The 18,948-nt window shown below is 39.6% G+C and carries 18 protein-coding genes; 2 read left to right on the top strand and 16 right to left on the bottom strand.

Going from position 1 to position 18,948, the window contains the following annotated elements:
• Window positions 1–307: 307 nt before the first annotated feature.
• The 5 genes from J7E63_RS19880 to J7E63_RS19860 all read right to left on the bottom strand — a co-directional run bounded on the left by J7E63_RS19880 (window position 308) and on the right by J7E63_RS19860 (window position 4,411).
• Window positions 308–1,297, bottom strand: a complete 990-nt coding sequence (locus tag J7E63_RS19880; RefSeq protein ID WP_251033627.1) for an MBL fold metallo-hydrolase — start codon at window positions 1,295–1,297, stop codon at window positions 308–310.
• A 7-nt stretch (window positions 1,298–1,304) separates the two neighbouring features.
• On the bottom strand, window positions 1,305–2,081 hold the full coding sequence (locus J7E63_RS19875) for an enoyl-CoA hydratase-related protein (RefSeq protein WP_215015460.1): 777 nt from the start codon (window positions 2,079–2,081) through the stop codon (window positions 1,305–1,307).
• A gap of 34 nt (window positions 2,082–2,115) precedes the next feature.
• Window positions 2,116–2,994, bottom strand: a complete 879-nt coding sequence (gene paaX / locus J7E63_RS19870; protein WP_215015458.1) for a phenylacetic acid degradation operon negative regulatory protein PaaX — start codon at window positions 2,992–2,994, stop codon at window positions 2,116–2,118.
• 84 nt (window positions 2,995–3,078) lie between these two features.
• On the bottom strand, window positions 3,079–3,528 hold the full coding sequence (locus J7E63_RS19865) for an acyl-CoA thioesterase (RefSeq protein WP_215015472.1): 450 nt from the start codon (window positions 3,526–3,528) through the stop codon (window positions 3,079–3,081).
• Between the two features lie 85 nt (window positions 3,529–3,613).
• A complete protein-coding gene (locus tag J7E63_RS19860) occupies window positions 3,614–4,411 on the bottom strand; it encodes an enoyl-CoA hydratase/isomerase family protein (protein WP_215015450.1) in 798 nt (265 codons plus the stop codon).
• A gap of 340 nt (window positions 4,412–4,751) precedes the next feature.
• Here J7E63_RS19860 and J7E63_RS19855 point away from each other — a divergent pair, with 340 nt between their 5' ends.
• The gene (locus J7E63_RS19855) at window positions 4,752–5,795 is read left to right on the top strand and encodes an MBL fold metallo-hydrolase (protein WP_308161980.1); all 1,044 of its coding nucleotides are present in this window, start codon (window positions 4,752–4,754) and stop codon (window positions 5,793–5,795) included.
• Here the strand turns inward: J7E63_RS19855 and J7E63_RS19850 are convergent.
• The 6 genes from J7E63_RS19850 to J7E63_RS19825 form a co-directional block, all read right to left on the bottom strand.
• Complete coding sequence (locus J7E63_RS19850; protein ID WP_215015446.1) at window positions 5,789–7,567, bottom strand: adenine deaminase C-terminal domain-containing protein; 1,779 nt, start codon at window positions 7,565–7,567, stop codon at window positions 5,789–5,791. The two genes, J7E63_RS19855 and J7E63_RS19850, sit on opposite strands and share 7 nt — an antisense overlap.
• A 127-nt stretch (window positions 7,568–7,694) precedes the next feature.
• The gene (locus J7E63_RS19845) at window positions 7,695–8,321 is read right to left on the bottom strand and encodes a LysE family transporter (RefSeq protein WP_215015439.1); all 627 of its coding nucleotides are present in this window, start codon (window positions 8,319–8,321) and stop codon (window positions 7,695–7,697) included.
• A 110-nt stretch (window positions 8,322–8,431) separates the two neighbouring features.
• Window positions 8,432–8,866, bottom strand: a complete 435-nt coding sequence (locus J7E63_RS19840) for a GtrA family protein (RefSeq protein ID WP_251033626.1) — start codon at window positions 8,864–8,866, stop codon at window positions 8,432–8,434.
• Window positions 8,832–9,872 (bottom strand): glycosyltransferase family 2 protein, encoded by a 1,041-nt coding sequence (locus tag J7E63_RS19835; protein WP_215015435.1) that lies wholly within the window; start codon window positions 9,870–9,872, stop codon window positions 8,832–8,834. Before J7E63_RS19835 ends, J7E63_RS19840 begins: the two co-directional genes overlap by 35 nt.
• Before the next feature lie 20 nt (window positions 9,873–9,892).
• Window positions 9,893–11,569 (bottom strand): DUF6044 family protein, encoded by a 1,677-nt coding sequence (locus J7E63_RS19830; protein ID WP_374193762.1) that lies wholly within the window; start codon window positions 11,567–11,569, stop codon window positions 9,893–9,895.
• A 135-nt stretch (window positions 11,570–11,704) separates the two neighbouring features.
• The gene (locus J7E63_RS19825) at window positions 11,705–11,866 is read right to left on the bottom strand and encodes an aspartyl-phosphate phosphatase Spo0E family protein (protein ID WP_215015433.1); all 162 of its coding nucleotides are present in this window, start codon (window positions 11,864–11,866) and stop codon (window positions 11,705–11,707) included.
• A 243-nt stretch (window positions 11,867–12,109) separates the two neighbouring features.
• Here J7E63_RS19825 and J7E63_RS19820 point away from each other — a divergent pair, with 243 nt between their 5' ends.
• Window positions 12,110–13,096, top strand: coding sequence for a potassium channel family protein (locus J7E63_RS19820; protein WP_215015431.1), 987 nt, complete (start codon window positions 12,110–12,112; stop codon window positions 13,094–13,096).
• Between the two features lies 1 nt (window position 13,097).
• Here the strand turns inward: J7E63_RS19820 and J7E63_RS19815 are convergent, their stop codons facing one another.
• The 5 genes from J7E63_RS19815 to J7E63_RS19795 all read right to left on the bottom strand — a co-directional run bounded on the left by J7E63_RS19815 (window position 13,098) and on the right by J7E63_RS19795 (window position 18,878).
• Window positions 13,098–13,511 (bottom strand): YugN-like family protein, encoded by a 414-nt coding sequence (locus tag J7E63_RS19815; protein WP_088089450.1) that lies wholly within the window; start codon window positions 13,509–13,511, stop codon window positions 13,098–13,100.
• 107 nt (window positions 13,512–13,618) lie between these two features.
• Window positions 13,619–14,965: a glucose-6-phosphate isomerase gene (locus J7E63_RS19810; protein WP_215015429.1), complete on the bottom strand. Its 1,347-nt coding sequence runs from the start codon at window positions 14,963–14,965 to the stop codon at window positions 13,619–13,621.
• 121 nt (window positions 14,966–15,086) lie between these two features.
• On the bottom strand, window positions 15,087–16,250 hold the full coding sequence (locus tag J7E63_RS19805; RefSeq protein ID WP_215015426.1) for an iron-containing alcohol dehydrogenase: 1,164 nt from the start codon (window positions 16,248–16,250) through the stop codon (window positions 15,087–15,089).
• A 119-nt stretch (window positions 16,251–16,369) separates the two neighbouring features.
• Window positions 16,370–17,653 (bottom strand): Glu/Leu/Phe/Val family dehydrogenase, encoded by a 1,284-nt coding sequence (locus J7E63_RS19800; RefSeq protein WP_215015424.1) that lies wholly within the window; start codon window positions 17,651–17,653, stop codon window positions 16,370–16,372.
• A 25-nt stretch (window positions 17,654–17,678) separates the two neighbouring features.
• Complete coding sequence (locus J7E63_RS19795; RefSeq protein ID WP_215015422.1) at window positions 17,679–18,878, bottom strand: ornithine--oxo-acid transaminase; 1,200 nt, start codon at window positions 18,876–18,878, stop codon at window positions 17,679–17,681.
• Window positions 18,879–18,948: the final 70 nt, after the last annotated feature.

Here is an 18,948-nt window from a genome sequence, read left to right as displayed (position 1 = left end):
ATAGATTTCACCACTTAATTTTTTATTGTTTGGTTGTGTTAAGAGCAGTGCATCATTGATTTTATAGCTCTGTTGATTTCCGCGGAAGGCACGCAGACTCCTGCGGGAGTACGGGGCAGGGGAGACCCCGCAGGAGCATAGCGACGAGGAGGCTCCCCGGCACGCCCGCGGAAAGCGAAGTGCCTAGAGCGGAAATCAACAGGCCCATTAGCAGGTACAATGAATAATTAAATGCTGAGAATAAAAAATTGCCGAGAAAAATACTCTTTCTCGACAATCTGACGCCTTTAAACTTAAAGGCGCTTTTTTATCTTTGATATTTAATTGGAGTACCTATGACTTTATTCAAACGGTTTTCGATCGATAAATAGTCTAAGTGGGCAATCGTTTCGGCTATCGCAAAACGCCACTGGTGTGGTGTTAATGCTTTATGAGCAAAGCTTGCCTCGGCAATCTCGAATGCTGTACGCCCATGTGCCATTTCTTCCATTTCTGACAAACGCTCTTCATGATGGACAAGTAATTGATCAATTCGATTATTAACATTGTCAACTGGGGTTCCATGTGCTGTGAACGCTTTCTTAACCTGCAAATCTTTTACCTTTTGCAGGGAATTTAGATAATCATGTAATGGGACTTGGCTTGCACCAGGCCAGACACTAATATTCGGGGTAATTTTATCAAGAATATGGTCCCCGGAAATTAGTACCTTCTCTTCTTCCTGAAAAAAACAAATATGACCGGTACTATGACCGGGCGTATGAATGACCTGCCATTGCTTTCCTGCAAACTCTACTTGTTTAGCAATACTTGAAATGGGTGGCAGCGGTCGAAGATGGTCAATCATTAAATCCATTTGTCTCTCAATCTCGTCAGCTAATACCAAGGGAGTCCCATGCTCAAGCACCATTTCCTTAATGTTTCTTGCCTGTGTGCTATCATCCCCCCAAACATGTTTCATCATTTGGGCATCAATCTCGTGCATATAGACCTGCGCACCTGTCAATTGCTGCATCCAGCCAGCAAGCCCTGCATGATCGGGATGAAAATGAGTTAAATAAATTGTTTTTATCTCTTTTGGCTGGATGCTAAGCTCTCGAAAGACTTCTTCCCAAGCCGCTTTTCCACGCTTATTGTTATAGCCAACATCGATTAAGACGTAATGACTGTCTTGTTTAAACAGATAACAATAGACATACTTCATTGGAAAAGGAATGGGGATTCCGATCCGATAACCATTCAAATCAATCCGCTCAATCGTCACGACTTCACCATTTTTAGGAATACCTTCCATCATCAACCTCCTATTCCCCTTTAAAGTTCGGCGGGCGTTTTTCCTTAAAAGCTTCTAAAGCTTCGATTCGATCTTTCGTTGGAATGATGACCTCATATGCCTTCGATTCAATCGCTAAACCTGTGTTTACATCGACATTGCTCCCATAATTGATCGCATACTTTGCTTGTGTAACAGCTAGAGGTGCATTTTTCATAATTTCTGCTGCTAATTCGATCGAGGAATTTAGTAATTGGCTGCGTTCAACGACTTGATTGATGATTCCTAAATCAAAGGCCTGAAAAGCATCTATTTTTCTAGCAGTTAAGATTAATTCCTTCGCTTTTGATGTTCCAATTAATCTAGTTAAGCGCTGTGTGCCGCCAGCGCCAGGGATGATTCCCCAACTTACTTCTGTTAACCCCATGGTTGCTTTTTTAACTGCAATTCGGAAATCACATGCTAAGGCCAGCTCAAGCCCGCCTCCAAGTGCATAGCCATTGATAGCCGCAATCGTTGGCTGGGGCAACTCTTCAATTTTTGTAAAAACATCCCGGATCATATTTACGTTTCTTCGGACTTCTTTTTCACTCAGCGTCCTTCTTTCCCGCAAATCAGCACCGGCACTAAATGCTTTTTCACCAGTTCCGGTAATAATAACCACTCTAATATCCTTCTCCAATTTAAGTGCGTCTACCACTTCATCTAGCTGTAAAAGCGTATCATAATCAAAGCAATTTAATTGTTGAGGGCGGTTAATCGTTACTACAGCTACATGATTTTCTACCTTTAGGATCACTTTTTCCAAATCGCTGCCTCCTTATGTAAGAGAATTTAAAACATTAAACATAAACTTCTTTAAAAGGATTGATTGCTTTATCTCGTATCGGCTTTATTTCTTGATCTGGGGCAGATTCAAAGATGGATTCAAAATAACGAATAGAAGGTATCGATATTAATTGATGGATATTCCAAAATAGTTCTCTCGCTCTAGTGCCTGCCCAATCTGCAGGTAATAAATCTTTAGGAAAACCAGGGTCTTGAAATAAAAACTTTCGATATTCATGAACGATAGAAGTTCGTTTAATAAAGCACTCTTCGTCCGTTAATGTGTTTGTTAACGCCTTTTCACGTAATTCTTCAAATTCTGATGAATACTTTTCCATAAATTGATTGTAATTATCAGACACTTGCTTCAAATCCCATCCTTTGTCAATAATGCCTTCACTTGTATGTGAGACCACATCGGAGGAGCTAAACAAAATCGTATTTTCTTCGATTTGATAATTCCTAATCATTTCCATCACTTGGTTTTCTAGTGGGTTGGGACTGATCCAAGTACTATTTGAGATCATGCCAAAGCCAGTCCAGGTAAGCTCTTTTCGGATCTCATTCCGCAGCTCCCGTTTTTCCTCCGGGAAGGAATAGCTTAAAATTCTCCACCTGCCATCCCAGTTTGAGCGAGGGGCGGCATAAACCCTCTTCACTCCATCTTCAACCCTTCTTCTTCCTTGTTCTGAAATAGAGTAGTAGCTTTTATTCCCTTTTTTTCTTACTTGCAATAAATTCTTTTGGACCATTCGTAAAATAGCACCACGAACGGAGGATTCTGATATACCAAATGCGCTCATTAACTGTATTAAACTCCCGACCCATATTTCTCCTCCATAATATTGAATGTACTCTCCATATAGAGTAAACATTAGTGATCTCGGCTTCATGTTTGCCACCATCCATTAATTATTAATAATTACTTCATATGTCTTTTCTAAAGAGACATTTATATTATAGAGGAACGTCGTCATTTATGCATTAAACCTTGGTCTGTTCTTATCTGTTTTGGTATTAATATTTTCACTTAGAATCGATATAACATCCTCCGGGATTAAGACTGCTTTGATTTTTCCGAGAGATTGTTCTACCCAGCCCCGCAATTCATAGCCGTGCGCTACACGTTGTCCATCCCTAAACACTTCATGTCTCAATTTAATCGTCTTTCGATTAATTTCCTCCACTTTTGTATGAATCGAAATAAGATCATCATAAAGCAGGGCTTTTTCAAATGTACACTGCACATCAAGGAGTGGAACAATGATTCCTCGCTCCACTTCCAATTTTGCCGGCGACAAATCACAACTTCTAAAAAATTGGTGCCCTGCAATATCAAACCATTTAAAAAAGTTTGGATAATAAACAATCCCCGCTTTATCCGTATCTCCCCAATTGACTAACACCTCAAGTTCATTTGACCGCATGTAGATGGTCCCCTCTCTTTTATCATCTATCTTATTTTCTTGATTAAAATGGCGATATCGATAATCGATATCGCCCTTGTTTATATTATTGGCCAGACCATTCAGCACTGCGTTTTTCAATAAATGCACTTAATCCTTCTTTTGCATCTTGAGAACGGAATAATAAATTTTGAAGTTCGCCCTCATATCGAATTGCTGCATTTAATGGCATTTCTTTTCCATTCATAATCGATAGTTTAATATTCGAAGCCGCATATGTCGCACTGCTTGCAATTTTCCTAGCATACTCTAATGTTTTAGCTCTAGTTTCTTCTTGTGGGAACACCCGATCCACTAATTTAATATCCAAAGCTTCTTGAGGTGATAACGTTTCTCCAGTAAGATTCAAATCAAGTGCTTTAGAATGCCCAACTTGACGTGCAAGACGCTGTGTCCCACCAGTTCCTGCAAGTACACCTAAAGTGATTTCAGGCAGGCCTATTTTTCCAGCATGATCACCCATGAAACGTAAGTCACATGCAAGCGCCATTTCTAACCCGCCGCCAACTGTATGACCTTCTAAACAAGCAATCCAAATTTGCGGGGAACGTGCAATCTTGTCTAATGTCTCATTACAGAATAAGCAAAATTGTGTTTTAAAGCGCGGCTCCGCAGCTTTTAGGAAATTAATATTTGCTCCAGCAGAGAAGAACTTAGGCATGTCACTCATTAGTACCGCTACTTTAATATCACTATCAAAACGAATATCATCAATAGCTGCATTTAGCTCCTTGTAGTATTCCAAGTCATAAGCATTGGTTTTATTCACATGAATATGTACCTCTGCCACACCATTTAATTTTTTAACTGTTAGTGTCTTTGCTTCTGTTACTGTAGTTGTCATTTTCGAATCCTCCTCTTAATAATACGCTTTTATTTCTTCCGTTCTTATTTCATAATATAACTAATTTTCTTACTATTTGCAATACTTGAAATTCCACTGTTTTCACGAGGATAATTACACATTTCTTTCATTTTCTTCGCTATCCTCTCTTTTTTACCCGTTTAACATTTTTCCTATCGTCGTAGTAAAAACATATAGATCTCTACGATTGTATTATTATTTCATGACAACCGTATTAAAAACAAATAATGATTAATTGCTAGGAGACCATTAGATTGGTATAATACGAGTTAAATTCAAAATTTTATAAAAATTCTAGATGAAGTAATCTTCTTGCGAGGTGTATTCTTTGAAGAAATTGAAAAAAACAGGCTTTGAGGTGTTTCCTATCATCATTCCTGACCGATCTTCACTAAAAAGTACTAACTTTTATTTAGTAAACCAGGAGCATTCTCTGTCATTAATAGATGCAGGTTGGAATAACGAAGAATGCTGGGAAGGATTAATCAATACCCTGAACAATAATGGATTTACATTAAAGGACTTGACGGAAATAATCCTAACCCATCACCATATTGATCATATTGGACTAGTCAATCGAATTACGTCGGAACATCCAATCAAGGTCTATTCTCATCCAGATTCCATTTTACGTTTAAAAAGGGATCCTATTTTTTTAGATATGAGAGTTGAGTTTTATGCACAGCTTTATCATGAAATGGGCTGCGGGGAGGACGGCGAGAAACACGGTGCTTATTTAAAAAAAGCTGTACAAAAAAACAAACAAAATGTGATTCAAGGTGATGTAATAGAGATATTTGATAAACAATTGTTAAATTTTAATATTATTGAAGTTCCTGGGCATTCACCTGATCAGATTGCTTTTCATGAAAAAAAGCATAATTGGTTATTTGCTGGCGATTTATTACTTGAGCATATTTCAAGCAATGCCTTAGTTGAACCTGATTCATTAGGGAGAAGAATCCCTACTCTTTTGCAACATATAGACTCCTTAAAAAAATGCCTGGAATTAAATGTGGATCTCGTCTTCCCTGGACACGGCACACTAATTGACCAGCCGGATTCATTAATTTTAAAACGGCTCGATCGAATTGATGCAAAAGCGGAACGAATTATCCACCTCATTCAATCTGGCTGTTTAACCGGAAGCGAAATTGCTCAATCCTATTATAAAAACACTTATTATGAGCAATTCTCTCTTGTAATGTCTGAAATTATCGGCCACTTGGATTACTTAGAGGCTCAAGGGAGAATCAAAAAGGAACTTATTCGGGGTATCTATGGTTATAGAGATATAGTGAAAAGGATCATGCTAGTTGCGCATGATCCTTTAATATTTTTTAGATCCGGTCATTCTTATTGATAGCTTAAGGAAGTTAATTGTGCAGCATTTAATAGGATTTCGTCACTTCTAACCTCGTACAGACCGTAAGGGACCAAACGAAGACCTGGCAGAAAATCGCAGGTTAAAAACAACAGCGTATACAGGATGTCATGGAATGGAAACCCTCGCTCCTGTAGAGCTGACAATAATCTTTCATGATATGCTAATGCAGTATCATAGGACGGATCTGGTGTCATCATGCCCGTAACCGGCAGTGGAATTTCCAGAACAACTTCCGAACCGTCTACTATTGCAATTCCTCCCCCCATGTCATAAACCCTTGCTGCCGCTTTGGCCATGGCTTCGGGATTTCGCCCAACAACCAATAGCTCGGTGGTTGTATTATAGGTAGAGGCCATCCCATCTAGATTGACAGCAAATCTCTCTAAAACTGCCTTACTCACCCATTCCCCATTCCGGTCAATTAACGCCGCATGTAAAAGTCCCTCATGTTCAGAAAGATCCACATAACCATTGACAGCTGGAAGTTCCATATCTTTTTTTTGGGTAATGACGTTACTTTTAAAATAAACGACTGGAACTGGATGATGATCCGATGGTTGTGGATAGCGATAAAGATTGATATTTTCTAAGAGTAATTTAGAAAAAGCAAATGGTTGACGAACTATATATTTCTGCCAATCTATTTCAGGCAGTGATGCAGTTAACTCCCCCTTCACCGCTGCTATTTCCCCAGATGCAATTACAAGTTCGGGACGGAAATCTACAAGATTAGGCAAGAGGAGAATGTCTGCCTTTCTACCAGGAGCAAGGCCGCCAATATAATCATCCAATCTTAGGTATGTTGCAGCATTGATGGTAACCATCTGAATCGCATTCATCACTGGGACACCAAGTTCCACTGCCTGTCTCACAAGTCCATCCACAAATCCTTCGTTTTCAATAAATGAGGGGTGTGGACCGTCTGTCGTCATAATAATTCTGCTCGTACTCACATTTCCCTCGGTAATTAGTTTGATAATTTCCTGTAAATCAGGTCGGAGGGAGCTGTTCCTTAGTGTCGTCCACATTCCTAATCGAAGGCGGTCAAAGGCTTCTTTTGCTGTAATCGCTTCATGACAAGCGGTTACACCAGACGCAACAACGGCATTTAACTTTTCATAGGAACAGCCGGCCGTATGCCCATCGGAAACCTTGCCCAATTTCTTGATAAAATCCATGGTATCAAGTAAAAATGGATCACCATTATATAATAACGGCCAGCGTGTTACTTCTGCTGAGCCTAAAACTTCATCAAGTTCAAGCAGTTCTCTGATATCCTTGTGGTTATACCACTCTCGTTCCCCTGGATAATCAGCCTGAGACACTAGCCGGGCCAGCCAAAAAAAGTTGCCAGGTAATGTTTTTAAATCCTTTACCATTTCTTTAAACCCTTTTGTCCCCATATGAAGATAAAAAAATAAATTGTCATTCACGGTGGTCGTAGTGCCTAATGGCAATACTTTCCCAGTTACACTTACTGGATTATAGAGTACCCACGGATGGGCATGGGCTTCGATAAACCCTGGTGATAGGTACTTTCCTTCTGCATTAATTACCTTTGTTTCTTCACCAATAGAGGCTTCACTTGTACCAATATAAGCAATGCAATCCTTATAAACAGCAATATTTTGTTTCAAGAATTCACCCGAATAAACATTGATTACAGTTCCGCCTTTAATATATAAATCAGCGGAACGGTTTCCCTTTGCTACTTCAATCAATTCACTTCTTTGAGCTATATGATCCATTCTTCCTCTCCTATCAACTGTATTGTTTTGCATCAATATTATGTTTATTCCAATATCGTTTATATAACATAATATTAATTGGAGAGAGAATCCCATGTCAACATAATTGTTTGAATAATCATACTAGTCAACTAAATAAATTATTAAAGGCTTGCATCCCAAAATAAAGCCCAAAGCCAATCAATGAAAGACCAGATAGGCAGGAAATGACTACAAGTAAATGGGCTGTTAAAAATTGTCTGAAGCTGCTAGCGACACTTGCCATCGCAATATCCCAGATTAAGAGTCCAATAAAAATTGCACTGCTATAAATCACTAATTGACCAGTATTATAGGTTGCAGCAGTTTTGGCAAGGACAGACCCATAAATACCTAACCAAAAAAGAATGGTTAACGGATTGGCTATCGACATTAGGAACCCAGAAAAAAATGATTTGATCAGCGGTTCCTTCCCTCTGGAATGCTCTAAATTAATCTTGCCGGCATTCATAAAGGTTTCTATGCCTGTATACATCAGTACAAAACAACCAAAAAACCAGAGAAAGGTTTGCATAAATGCAGTCTCAAGAAATTGGACAACTCCTATGTAAACAACAAACATATATATGCCATCTGCGACAACTGCACCTACTCCAATAAGCCACGAGTTCATAAAACCGTTTCTTATGCCTCTGTCTATTTGCGCGGCATTAATCGGTCCAATAGGAGCCGCTAGTGACAATCCTAAAAGTATGTAGCTCAAGAATACATTCATCCATATCTCTCCCCTAATAAATGAGTAGAAGCTTGTCTATCCATTTTTATTCAGAGAAATAGGTTTGTACGACAAAAAAATAAAAGAGCTTACTAATAATTCAGGAACTATCACGCTGTTTTTAGATTTTTGAAGACAAAATACTTTTGTCCAAGATAATTGGCTATTGTATACAAAGTACTGCCTATTAGAACGGAAGCACTTTCCTTAATAGACGTGCTAAGAAGAACAAATTGACTTGCCAGCCCGACCAATTTCTCACTACAGAAATAGGCGGAAAAATAACAAATAAAAAGAAGCGCGAAAAACCTGGGCAGACCTCTATGGAAGGAAACATTACTTTTAAACGTAAACGTCCGATTTAATAAAAAGCTTACACATGCCCCGATCGCATTTCCTGCAAACGTGGATGTCCAGTAGGATAAGCCCACAACGTTAAGAAGAAAGAACATAAAAGTCAAACCAATAATTGTATTTACAATGCCTACAAGGAGAAATCGAACAAGTGAGTTAGTTGTTGGTTTCAGATATTTGTCTAAGGTCAAGATTATAAAACTCATCCTCTACTGTTTGATTAAGCAAATGGTGTCTTGGTTTTGGCAGATTTAAGGAATCGATATCAACAATATACTTTGGACGCTGTTTTGATTCTTTATAAATTTTCCCAACATACTCGCCAATCAATCCGATTGCAATTAACTGCAAGCCGCCAATAAGCCAAATCGAAGTAATCAGTGACGTCCAGCCCGTCTCGGTATTCCCAAAAAACTTTAGCGTTAAAAAATAAACTCCAAAGAATAAACTCAAGAAAAAAGAAACCAATCCGATGATTAACACAAAGCGAATCGGCGAAACAGAGAAGGAGGTAATTCCGTCAAAAGCAAAGGCGAGCATCTTTTTTAACGGATATTTCGTTTCACCCGCTTGCCTCTCAAGCCTGTCATAATAAACTACATCCGAGCGAAAGCCGAGGAGAGGAACAATCCCCCGTAAAAATAAATTGACTTCGCTAAATCGTTCTAATTCTTGCAATGCTCTTTTACTCATTAATCGGAAATCGGCATGATTATAAACGAGGTCAACCCCCATCTTTTCCATGATCTTATAAAATCCTTGGGCAGTACTTCGTTTGAAGAGAGTATCCGTGTTACGCCCCTTCCTTACACCGTAAACAATTTCACACCCTTCATGAAACTTCAGGACAAACTCACGGATTACATTGATATCATCCTGTAAATCTGCATCAATGGATACAACGCAATCAGAAAGATCCTTTGCTGTAAATAATCCAGCAAGTAATGCATTTTGGTGACCTACATTTCTCGATAATTTTAAGCCTCGTACAAATTCATTTCTTAATCCCTCTTTATAAATCAATTCCCATGTTCGATCCTGACTTCCATCATCGACAAACAAGATTTTGCTTTGTTTAGAAACAAGCCTATCGTTAATCAGCTCTTTCACCAATTGCTGAAGCTCAGCAATGGTCAAAGGTAAAACCTCCTCCTCGTTATAGCAAGGCACAACAATTGTAAGAACTGGTTCCATCATCTGTTTAAAACCCCCGCTGTCTACAAAGTCTTGTATAAATAAATTTTCCATGCTGATGTTTTCGATTCGAATACTTTCATTAGCAATAATTGATTTTCCTTCGCGTTATCGATAGGCAGCGCCGAAAAAATAAAGCGGCCTCCCATTTTTTTAAAGACACCCGTATTCAGTTCTAAATGTTTCAAATGACGTTTAGAATCTTTTTTGATCATATAATGTTTTCCAAGCTGTGCGGTAAAAATGTAACAACGGCCGCCCCATTTATCAAAATAGGTACGAACCTTTTTATTTTTAGCCAATTCCCTTTCAATTATTTTCCTAAACTGATGTTTATAGGTTAATGGATAAAAATTATTATAGGTATCCAGTGTGTAAAACCCGTTATATTGAGAGATGGCTGGGTGTATTCCTATACTGGCAACACGATATTCTTCCTTTGGAAGTGCGATATATTCCTCTATTTCATGGAACATTTCCTCAGCAAAAAATGCTTTGACAGTAGGCTTTTCCCGATAAATGATTTCATCATTAAAAAGTCCCAAAAAGAGAAGTTGCAAGACGGCATACCACTTAGCTGCTCTAACCCAGTTCTCTCCTTGAAGCGAAAGGACTTTTAATGCAAGGGCAAAGCCTGCATAAATAACCATCGGTCGTAAAAAGTGATAGCGGGCGAAATTAAAGGTAGCCAAAAAATGGAATCGCTTGACTATAGGTGCCCATCCCTCATAAAACCAAAAAGCATACCAGATCGATAGCACAATATTTAGTGAGAATAAAAAGACAAATAGGCTTTCCTGCTTCCAAAGCTTTTTTCTGAAGACAATCCATATGGCGGTAATGGTTGCAGGTAAAATAAATAGCGTATGAACCGTCATCACATGGGTGTGTCCGAGCAGATAATTTTTTATGGTAAGCCTAACCGATCTCCAAAAAGGCAAGGTTGGATTAAAATATTCATCCCGACTATTCGGTTCATCGATTAATAGAAATGAAAAAATGAGCCGATACTCAACGAACATAAAAATGACGGTCATATACATAATCGCTGCAAAAAAACGAAGGTTCCATCCCTTCCCTCTTAAACAATCAGTTAACCAAAAGAACCCCATGGCTGTTAAAAAAAAGAAAAATCCTAAAACAATGCTTGCATAAAATGGTAAGAGGGTGAGCACCAAATAATCCGTCCACGCTCCCTCACCGTTACGAATGTTAAGAAGTGCCCAAAGTGCAAGCGGCATCCCCAACGTACTCAACATCCCAGACGGCCAAAAAGGCGTCAAGGCAAAGGCAAGAGCGGATCCAATTTGTAAAAACAGCCACTTCTCCCCAGGTAAAAAGTGTTTTTTTAAGAGCCAATACATGCCAAAAAAAGCTACAATTCTTGTCAGTGCTTGGCTTAAACCATAGGCAATCATTGTTGGGAAAAGGGCGTAGAGCCAGACAATGATACTGTATTCGGTCCCAAAGGCATTTCTCGATAATTGTCCATTGATGATTTGGGGAATGGTCGCATTAACAGGGCCGAACATTTCTCCACTTCTCGTTAAAACCTTATACCATGCCAGGTTCGAATCAAGATTATCATGAACACGTATATGTGCATTTTCCTGGAGAATAAAAAGTGGAGAAAGATAGGCAGCTATTACAAGGAGGGCAATGATGATGAATCTTTGCTCTTTTTTGGTTTCAATAAGCACTCTTCTTCACCTCATAGGTCAAAACTTAAAAAGGACAATTCCGTTTTTAAGTTTGCCTATTGGGAAAATATTATTCCCATTTGACAAAAATAAACCTTCCGGGTTTACCGGAAGGTTTTATATTGTAGACATGAATTATTGTTTTCGAAAATTATAATAGACATTTAATAGAGAATCGAGTTTCTGGCTGCATTGTACTACATTTGGATTAGAATAACCGTAAAGATGCGCTAATTCAACCATTTCTGACCTTGTTTTTTCAATTTTTGATAGTAGGGTATTCAAACCAATCCCCATGAAACCAACCCTCTTTCGATGTTGTAACTATATTAATGTTAATATCCATAATTTATAAGTTTTAAGCATTAAATACAAGTAGGTTTGAGAAAAATATTCGTATCTTTTGTGAACATTGACCTATTTTTAAAATTATCAAGTAGTCCTATTAGATCGATTCTTTTTCGTCAATAATAGGAATAACTGTTTCTGCAACATATCTAAGTGATGGAGCTAGATCACACAAGAAAAGAGGTGACAGTCGTGCCGAACAGAGTATATATCAGTTTCTTGCGTTTACCGCTCCTCGTTCGAATTCTATTAATTGCGTTGCTAGTGTTTCTCTCATTTGGAATATCCATTCATTTATTAGAACCTGATACGTTTCCCACCATTTTTGATGGCATTTGGTGGGCCATTATTACTGCATCAACAGTCGGATATGGCGATTATGTACCACATTCCTTCTTAGGCAGACTAACAGCGTTAATTTTAATACTGTTAGGTGTTGGATTTGTTTCCTCCTATTTTGGAACATTGGCAGCCGCTGCCGTTACGAAACAAGATGCCTTTTCCGAAGGGAGAATTCCTTTTAAAGGCGAGGGCCATATCATCATTATCGGTTGGAATGAACGGTCAAAAGAGTTAATAAGTAAGCTTACCCACACGAAATTCGCACAAATGATTGTTTTAATAGATGAAACACTTGAAGCAAACCCAGTGAAATCACGGTTTGTCCACTTTATCCAAGGGAAAGGCCATGTCGATGAAACGATCATCAAAAGTGATATCAATCGAGCGGAGAAGGTGCTGATTACTGCTGACAGAGGAAACGATGAACTCCAAGCAGATATGAACAGTATTCTTACCTTACTAACGATAAAAGGGATATGTGCTCAAGTAAAATGTATCGTTGAAATATTAACGGCTGAGCAAGTGATCAACGCCTTTAGAGCTGGAGCCGACGAAGTCATACAATCCAATAAACTTACAAGTGTTTTTATGGTTAACAGCCTGCACTCAAATGGGAATGGACTCTTATCAAACATTGTTCATGAGTTACAGGAAAGTCGATTGTCCACCTATCAAGCAGAGGAACAGGAGATTGGAAAGCCCTTCAGCGATGTTTGCCATATCCTTTTAAAAAAGGGCTTCCTTCTGATTGGGATTCAAAGAGGGGATGAAACCTTGCTGAATCCATCCCACTCCTTGCCAATCGAAGAAAAGGATCAACTGTTAATTTTTAAATAGCCTAATCAGCTAGGAGCAGCATTTCCAATTCCTGTACCAATGCTTTCCCCTCATCGATATATGCTTGTGGAAAGCTAGCATCCTTATCGACAGGCTCCTGAAACTGATTGATGGTTCCAGAAAAGGTGCCTGTTCCAGCTTCGTCATCTAGTTCTGCCTCAAAAAGGTGCGACAATAGAAACGGTCTCCCTAGCTTAACGGTACAATTATTAGCATCAAGCTGCCCGTCGACTGCTTGAAAGGGCAAGCGCAAGAACTGATAGCCTTCTTCTTCACCACCATTAATTTTATAATCAAATGCACCATGATCATAATCCCAGTTCCCGCCAATCGTATAGCCGATTGGTTTTAGTTTTTTTTCAAGCTTATACAAATCAAACTGCTTACCTTCCACCTTTGATGGTACCTCAATCATAAAAATTTACCCCCTAATTATCGATACAATTAGTTTCTCCAAATCAGGTAAATTTCAATAAAAAAAAGAGAACTGATTTATTCACTATCAGTTCTCTTTCTGGTTTATTATAATCGTTTTTCTAATTCTGCCTTTTTTTCTTCATATCCCGGTTTTCCTAAGAGGGCAAACATATTTACTTTATAGGCTTCTACCCCTGGCTGATCGAAAGGATTTACACCCAGTAAGTAGCCGCTCATCGCGCAGGCCTTTTCAAAGAAATAAACAAGGTAGCCTAATGTATATTCATCCATTGCTGGAATATTTACAATTAAGTTCGGCACACCGCCATCTGTGTGGGCAAGCATGGTCCCTTGAAATGCCTTATTATTAACAAAGTCTACCGTTTGACCAGTGAGGTAATTCAGCCCATCTAAGTCATTCTCGACAGCTTCAATTTTCAACTCGTGGCGCGGCTTGTCGACCTTAATAATGGTTTCAAATAAATCACGACGACCTTCTTGAACATATTGTCCAAGCGAGTGAAGATCCGTTGAAAAATTTGCTGAAGATGGATAAATACCTTTTTGGTCTTTCCCTTCACTTTCACCAAATAATTGCTTCCACCACTCTGAAAAGTACTGTAGTCCTGGCTCATAATTAATCAGCATTTCAATCGTCTTTCCTTTATTATACAGCACATTTCTAACGACAGCGTATTGGTAGGCGGCATTATCTTCAAGTTCAGAATGGCCAAAGTCGGTTTGTGCTTGCGCGGCGCCCTCCATTATTTTTTCAATGTTTGCCCCGCTTACTGCTATCGGAAGCAGCCCTACTGCTGTTAGCACAGAATATCGGCCGCCAATATCATCGGCGATCACAAATGTCTCGTAGCCCTCTTCTGTTGCTAAAGTTTTAAGAGCACCTCTTGCTTTGTCCGTTGTTGCATAGATTCGTTTGCGCGCCTCATCTTGACCGTATTTTTCTTCAAGAAGCTTACGGAATATACGGAAAGCAATTGCTGGTTCGGTTGTCGTTCCCGATTTGGAAATAACATTAATAGAGAAGTCCTTTCCGTCGAGGACGTCGATAAGATCTCTCATGTAAGTAGAACTGATATTATTACCAACAAATATTACTTGAGGTGTCTTTCGTTTTTCTTTTGACAACGCATTGTAAAAACTATGCTGGAGCATTTCGATCGCAGCTCTTGCTCCAAGGTATGAACCACCGATTCCAATGACAAGAAGTACATCAGAATCAGCTTTGATTTTTTCTGCTGATTTTTGTATGCGTGAAAACTCTTCCTTGTCATAGTTGGTTGGAAGTTCAATCCACCCTAAAAAGTCACTGCCTGCACCTGTTTGCTCATGTAGAGAATGATGAGCAACTTTTACAGCATCTCGTAAATATGTAAGTTCATGTTCTCCGAAAAAGCTTAATGCTTTTGAGTAATCAAAACGAACGTGTGTCATGCATGATCCTCCAAAAATTTATTTTTCACTAACCACTTTATCGAATGATGAGATGATTATCAAGGAAGGTCACTTCGTGTAAGCGCACCCAATTTCGACAAATTTCTTCACAATCGATATATTATAGTGATGCACGATAAATGGCCAATACATCCTCACGGTTTAACTTAGTAAAGTTTCCAAATTCTCCGTTTTCCATTGCTCTGTCAGCCATTAATTCAAGCTTCGAATCGTCAATGTCATAATCGGCTAACCGTGAAGGTGCTTCGATGCTATTCCAGAATTCACGTAACTTTTGAATGCCTTCAAGCCCTGCCTCTTCGGCACTTCTGTCTTCAGGATTAACCCCAAACACCCGAACAGCAAGCTGCTTAAAACGTTCCGGCTTCACCGCTAAATTATGGCGCATCCAGTGCGGGAATAGGATGGCAAGACCGCCGCCATGTGGGATATCATAGACTGCTGATACAGCGTGTTCAAGATTGTGAGTAGCCCAATCGCCGCGATATCCCATATTCAAGATGCCATTGAGAGCCATTGTACCGCAATAAAGGATTGTTGCCCGGTGTTGATAATTTTCTAGGTCTGAGAGCAATTTTGGCGCAGTTTCCATTACAGTAATAAGCAGTGATTCACACATGCGATCTTGAAAGTCTGTATTTTCTTCTAAGTGAAAATAGTGTTCAAGGACATGTGACATCATATCGACCATTCCATATATTGTTTGATTTCTAGGAACCGTAAACGTATTAACTGGGTCTAATATCGAGAATTTAGGGTAAGTTACTGGACTTCCCCAGCCATATTTTTCATTTGTTTCCCAATTAGTAATGACGGAACCTGGATTCATTTCTGAGCCTGTTGCCGCAAGTGTTAAGACGGTTCCAAAAGGGAGTGCATCTTCTGCAAGCGCCTTTTTAACGACTAAATCCCAGGCATCCCCATCATACTTCGCTCCCGCTGCAATTAGTTTTGTACAATCAATGACACTGCCGCCGCCAACTGCCAACAAGAATTCAATCCCTTCTTGTTTACAAATTTCTACCCCTTTTCGTGCGGTAGTTATCCGTGGATTCGGTTCTACTCCCGGGAGTTCAAAAACCTCAGCACCGATTTCAGCTAATAGGCTAATAACATTTTCATACAAGCCACTTCGTTTGATACTGCTGCCGCCATAGACGAGTAAAACCTTTTTACCATAACGAGGTACTTCTGTTTTTAATTGTTCCAACTCACCTTTTCCAAAAATTAATTTGGTTGGATTCGAAAATGTAAAATTCTCCAAAATAAAACACCATCCTTTACCTTTTCCATTATTAGTTATTATGGTTCAATTTGCAAAAAAAACTAGCTAAGATCTAGACAAAAAAAATCCTTGCATATTGAATAATGCAAGGATTTTTTTTATACCCATCCTCTAAACAGGGAGGCCTCCGCCATTTTTCTTACACCAACCATATATGCGGCTAATCGCATATTGACGTTGCTAGTTTGCGAAAGATGATAAACATCATGAAACGATTTGATAAGCTTGGTACGTAATTTAACTTCCACCTCATCTTCACTCCAATATAACCCCTGCTTATTTTGAACCCATTCAAAATAGGAGACTGTGACACCTCCTGCACCGGCCAAAACATCTGGAACGAGCAGAATCCCCCGGTCTGTAAGAATATTAGTCGCCTCCAGCGTCGTCGGTCCATTAGCCGCTTCTACGACAATTCCTGCTTTGATGTTAGAGGCATTTTCAGCTGTAATCTGATTTGAAATCGCTGCAGGGACCAACACATCACATTCCTGCTCTAGTAATTCTTTGTTGGTGATTGTCCCCTCAAAAAGCGAAGTCACCGTACCAAAGCTGTCTCGGCGGTCCAAGAGATAATTAATATTTAGACCATCAGGGTTATAGAGGGCACCATAAACATCGGATATTCCCACCACGATTGCTCCCGCATCATGCATAAATTTAGCGATATAGCTGCCAGCATTCCCAAATCCTTGGACAATCACACGGGCTCCTTTTACCTTCATTCCGCGTTTTTTGGCCGCTTCTTCAATACAAATGGTTACTCCCTTTGCCCCAGCCTTTTCCCGCCCTTCAGAACCTCCAAGTACAAGTGGCTTGCCTGTAATAAAACCGGAAGAGCCAAATTGGCGAAGACGGCTGTATTCATCCATCATCCAGGCCATAATCTGAGAATTTGTATACATATCGGGTGCCGGAATATCCTTTGTAGGTCCGACAATTTGACTGATTGCACGCACATAACCTCTGCTTAATCGCTCAAGCTCACCGAATGACATCGTTCGGGGGTTACAAAGAATCGCTCCTTTTCCCCCGCCAAAAGGCAAGTCAGCAATTCCGCATTTTAAACTCATCCACATCGATAATGCCTTTACTTCATTAGCAGTCACTTGAGGATGAAAGCGGACACCACCCATGGTTGGGCCAACCGCATCATTATGCTGTGCCCTAAACCCGCTAAAAATTTTTGTAGAACCATCATCCATCCGAACAGGAATTCTAACATCGGACATTCTTAACGGTTCTTTTAATAATTCGTACATATCTTGGTTATAGCCTATTTTTTTTAATGCATCATGTATAACAATCTGTGTTGATGTGAGTAGGTTCAATTTCTCTATATCCTTTTCATCTTCACTACTCGTTACATCATAAATCCCCATTTTGGCACCCCTAATTAGTAGTCCATTATCCTAGAACGTTGTTTATCCTTTCGATCGCCCAATCCAATTCTTCTTTACTGATAACCAGCGGCGGCGCAAAACGAATCACCGTGTCATGTGTCTCCTTACAGAGTAGACCTTGGTCCTTTAATTGTTCACAATATTTGCGGGCCGGTGCCGTTAGTTCAACACCAATAAATAAGCCGCGGCCGCGAACATCTTTGATTAACGGATTTTTAATTTCTTTTAATTTACTGTGAAAATAATCACCAAGTTCAAGGGATTTTTCAGCAAGTTTTTCATCCGTTAGCACATCAAGTGCAGCAATCGAAACCGCACATGCCATCGGATTTCCACCAAAGGTAGAACCGTGCGATCCTGGATTAAAAACACCCAAAATATCTTTATTAGCAACTACACACGAAATGGGGAACACGCCGCCGCCAAGTGCTTTACCGAGGATATACATGTCAGGTTCGATCCCTTCCCACTCGCAGGCGAACATTTTACCTGTTCGGGCCAAACCAGCTTGAATTTCGTCAGCAATAAACAGAATATTATTTTCCTTACATAAATCAAAGGCCGCCTTCATAAAGCCTTCAGGCGGAATGACAATCCCAGCTTCACCTTGAATGGGTTCAATTAAAAACGCTGCAGTATTAGGCGTAATCGCAGCTTTTAATGCCTCCAAATCACCATAAGGAATAAGTTTGATTCCTGGCAGCATTGGTCCAAATCCGCGTTTATATTCATCATCAGATGATAAGGAGACTGCCGTCATGGTCCTGCCATGAAAGTTTCCAATACATGCAATCATTTCTGCTTGGTTCTCTGCCACACCTTTAACATCATAGCTCCAACGTCGCGCCGTTTTCACAGCCGTTTCCACTGCTTCCGCCCCTGTGTTCATTGGCAGCACCATTTCTTTATTCGTTAATCGACAAACTTTTTCATACCATGGGCCCAGCTGGTCATTATGAAAAGCACGCGAAGTTAACGTAACCTTATCTGCTTGATCCTTTAACGCTTGAATAATTTTTGGGTGACGATGCCCTTGGTTTACCGCAGAATAAGCACTAAGCATGTCCATATATTTATTGCCTTCAGGATCTTCTACCCAAACACCCTCTGCACGAGTGATGACAATTGGCAATGGATGATAGTTATTCGCACCGTATTTCTCCGTTTTTGCGATTAATTCATTCGAATTAGCGTTTGTTGTCATAATGAAATTTCCTCCATTTCAAAGCTGGGATATGTATATATAGTTCTATTGTAGCCGAGCTTGAAAAAAG

The organism is Bacillus sp. ISL-75, assembly GCF_018613095.1.
This window is presented reverse-complemented; position numbering and strand designations above follow the sequence as displayed.

Excerpts from the sequence above, each read along its gene's own strand:
- J7E63_RS19865 (WP_215015472.1), bottom strand. The coding sequence starts at position 3,528 with ATGCGGTCAAATGAACTTGAGGTGTTAGTCAATTGGGGAGATACGGAT.
- J7E63_RS19800 (WP_215015424.1), bottom strand. The coding sequence starts at position 17,653 with ATGGGGATTTATGATGTAACGAGTAGTGAAGATGAAAAGGATATAGAG.
- J7E63_RS19880 (WP_251033627.1), bottom strand. The coding sequence starts at position 1,297 with ATGATGGAAGGTATTCCTAAAAATGGTGAAGTCGTGACGATTGAGCGG.
- J7E63_RS19810 (WP_215015429.1), bottom strand. The coding sequence starts at position 14,965 with ATGACACACGTTCGTTTTGATTACTCAAAAGCATTAAGCTTTTTCGGA.
- J7E63_RS19845 (WP_215015439.1), bottom strand. The coding sequence starts at position 8,321 with ATGAATGTATTCTTGAGCTACATACTTTTAGGATTGTCACTAGCGGCT.
- J7E63_RS19795 (WP_215015422.1), bottom strand. The coding sequence starts at position 18,878 with ATGACAACAAACGCTAATTCGAATGAATTAATCGCAAAAACGGAGAAA.
- J7E63_RS19850 (WP_215015446.1), bottom strand. The coding sequence starts at position 7,567 with ATGGATCATATAGCTCAAAGAAGTGAATTGATTGAAGTAGCAAAGGGA.
- J7E63_RS19815 (WP_088089450.1), bottom strand. The coding sequence starts at position 13,511 with ATGATTGAGGTACCATCAAAGGTGGAAGGTAAGCAGTTTGATTTGTAT.
- J7E63_RS19835 (WP_215015435.1), bottom strand. The coding sequence starts at position 9,872 with ATGATGGAACCAGTTCTTACAATTGTTGTGCCTTGCTATAACGAGGAG.
- J7E63_RS19860 (WP_215015450.1), bottom strand. The coding sequence starts at position 4,411 with ATGACAACTACAGTAACAGAAGCAAAGACACTAACAGTTAAAAAATTA.
- paaX (WP_215015458.1), bottom strand. The coding sequence starts at position 2,994 with ATGAAGCCGAGATCACTAATGTTTACTCTATATGGAGAGTACATTCAA.
- J7E63_RS19825 (WP_215015433.1), bottom strand. The coding sequence starts at position 11,866 with ATGGGGATTGGTTTGAATACCCTACTATCAAAAATTGAAAAAACAAGG.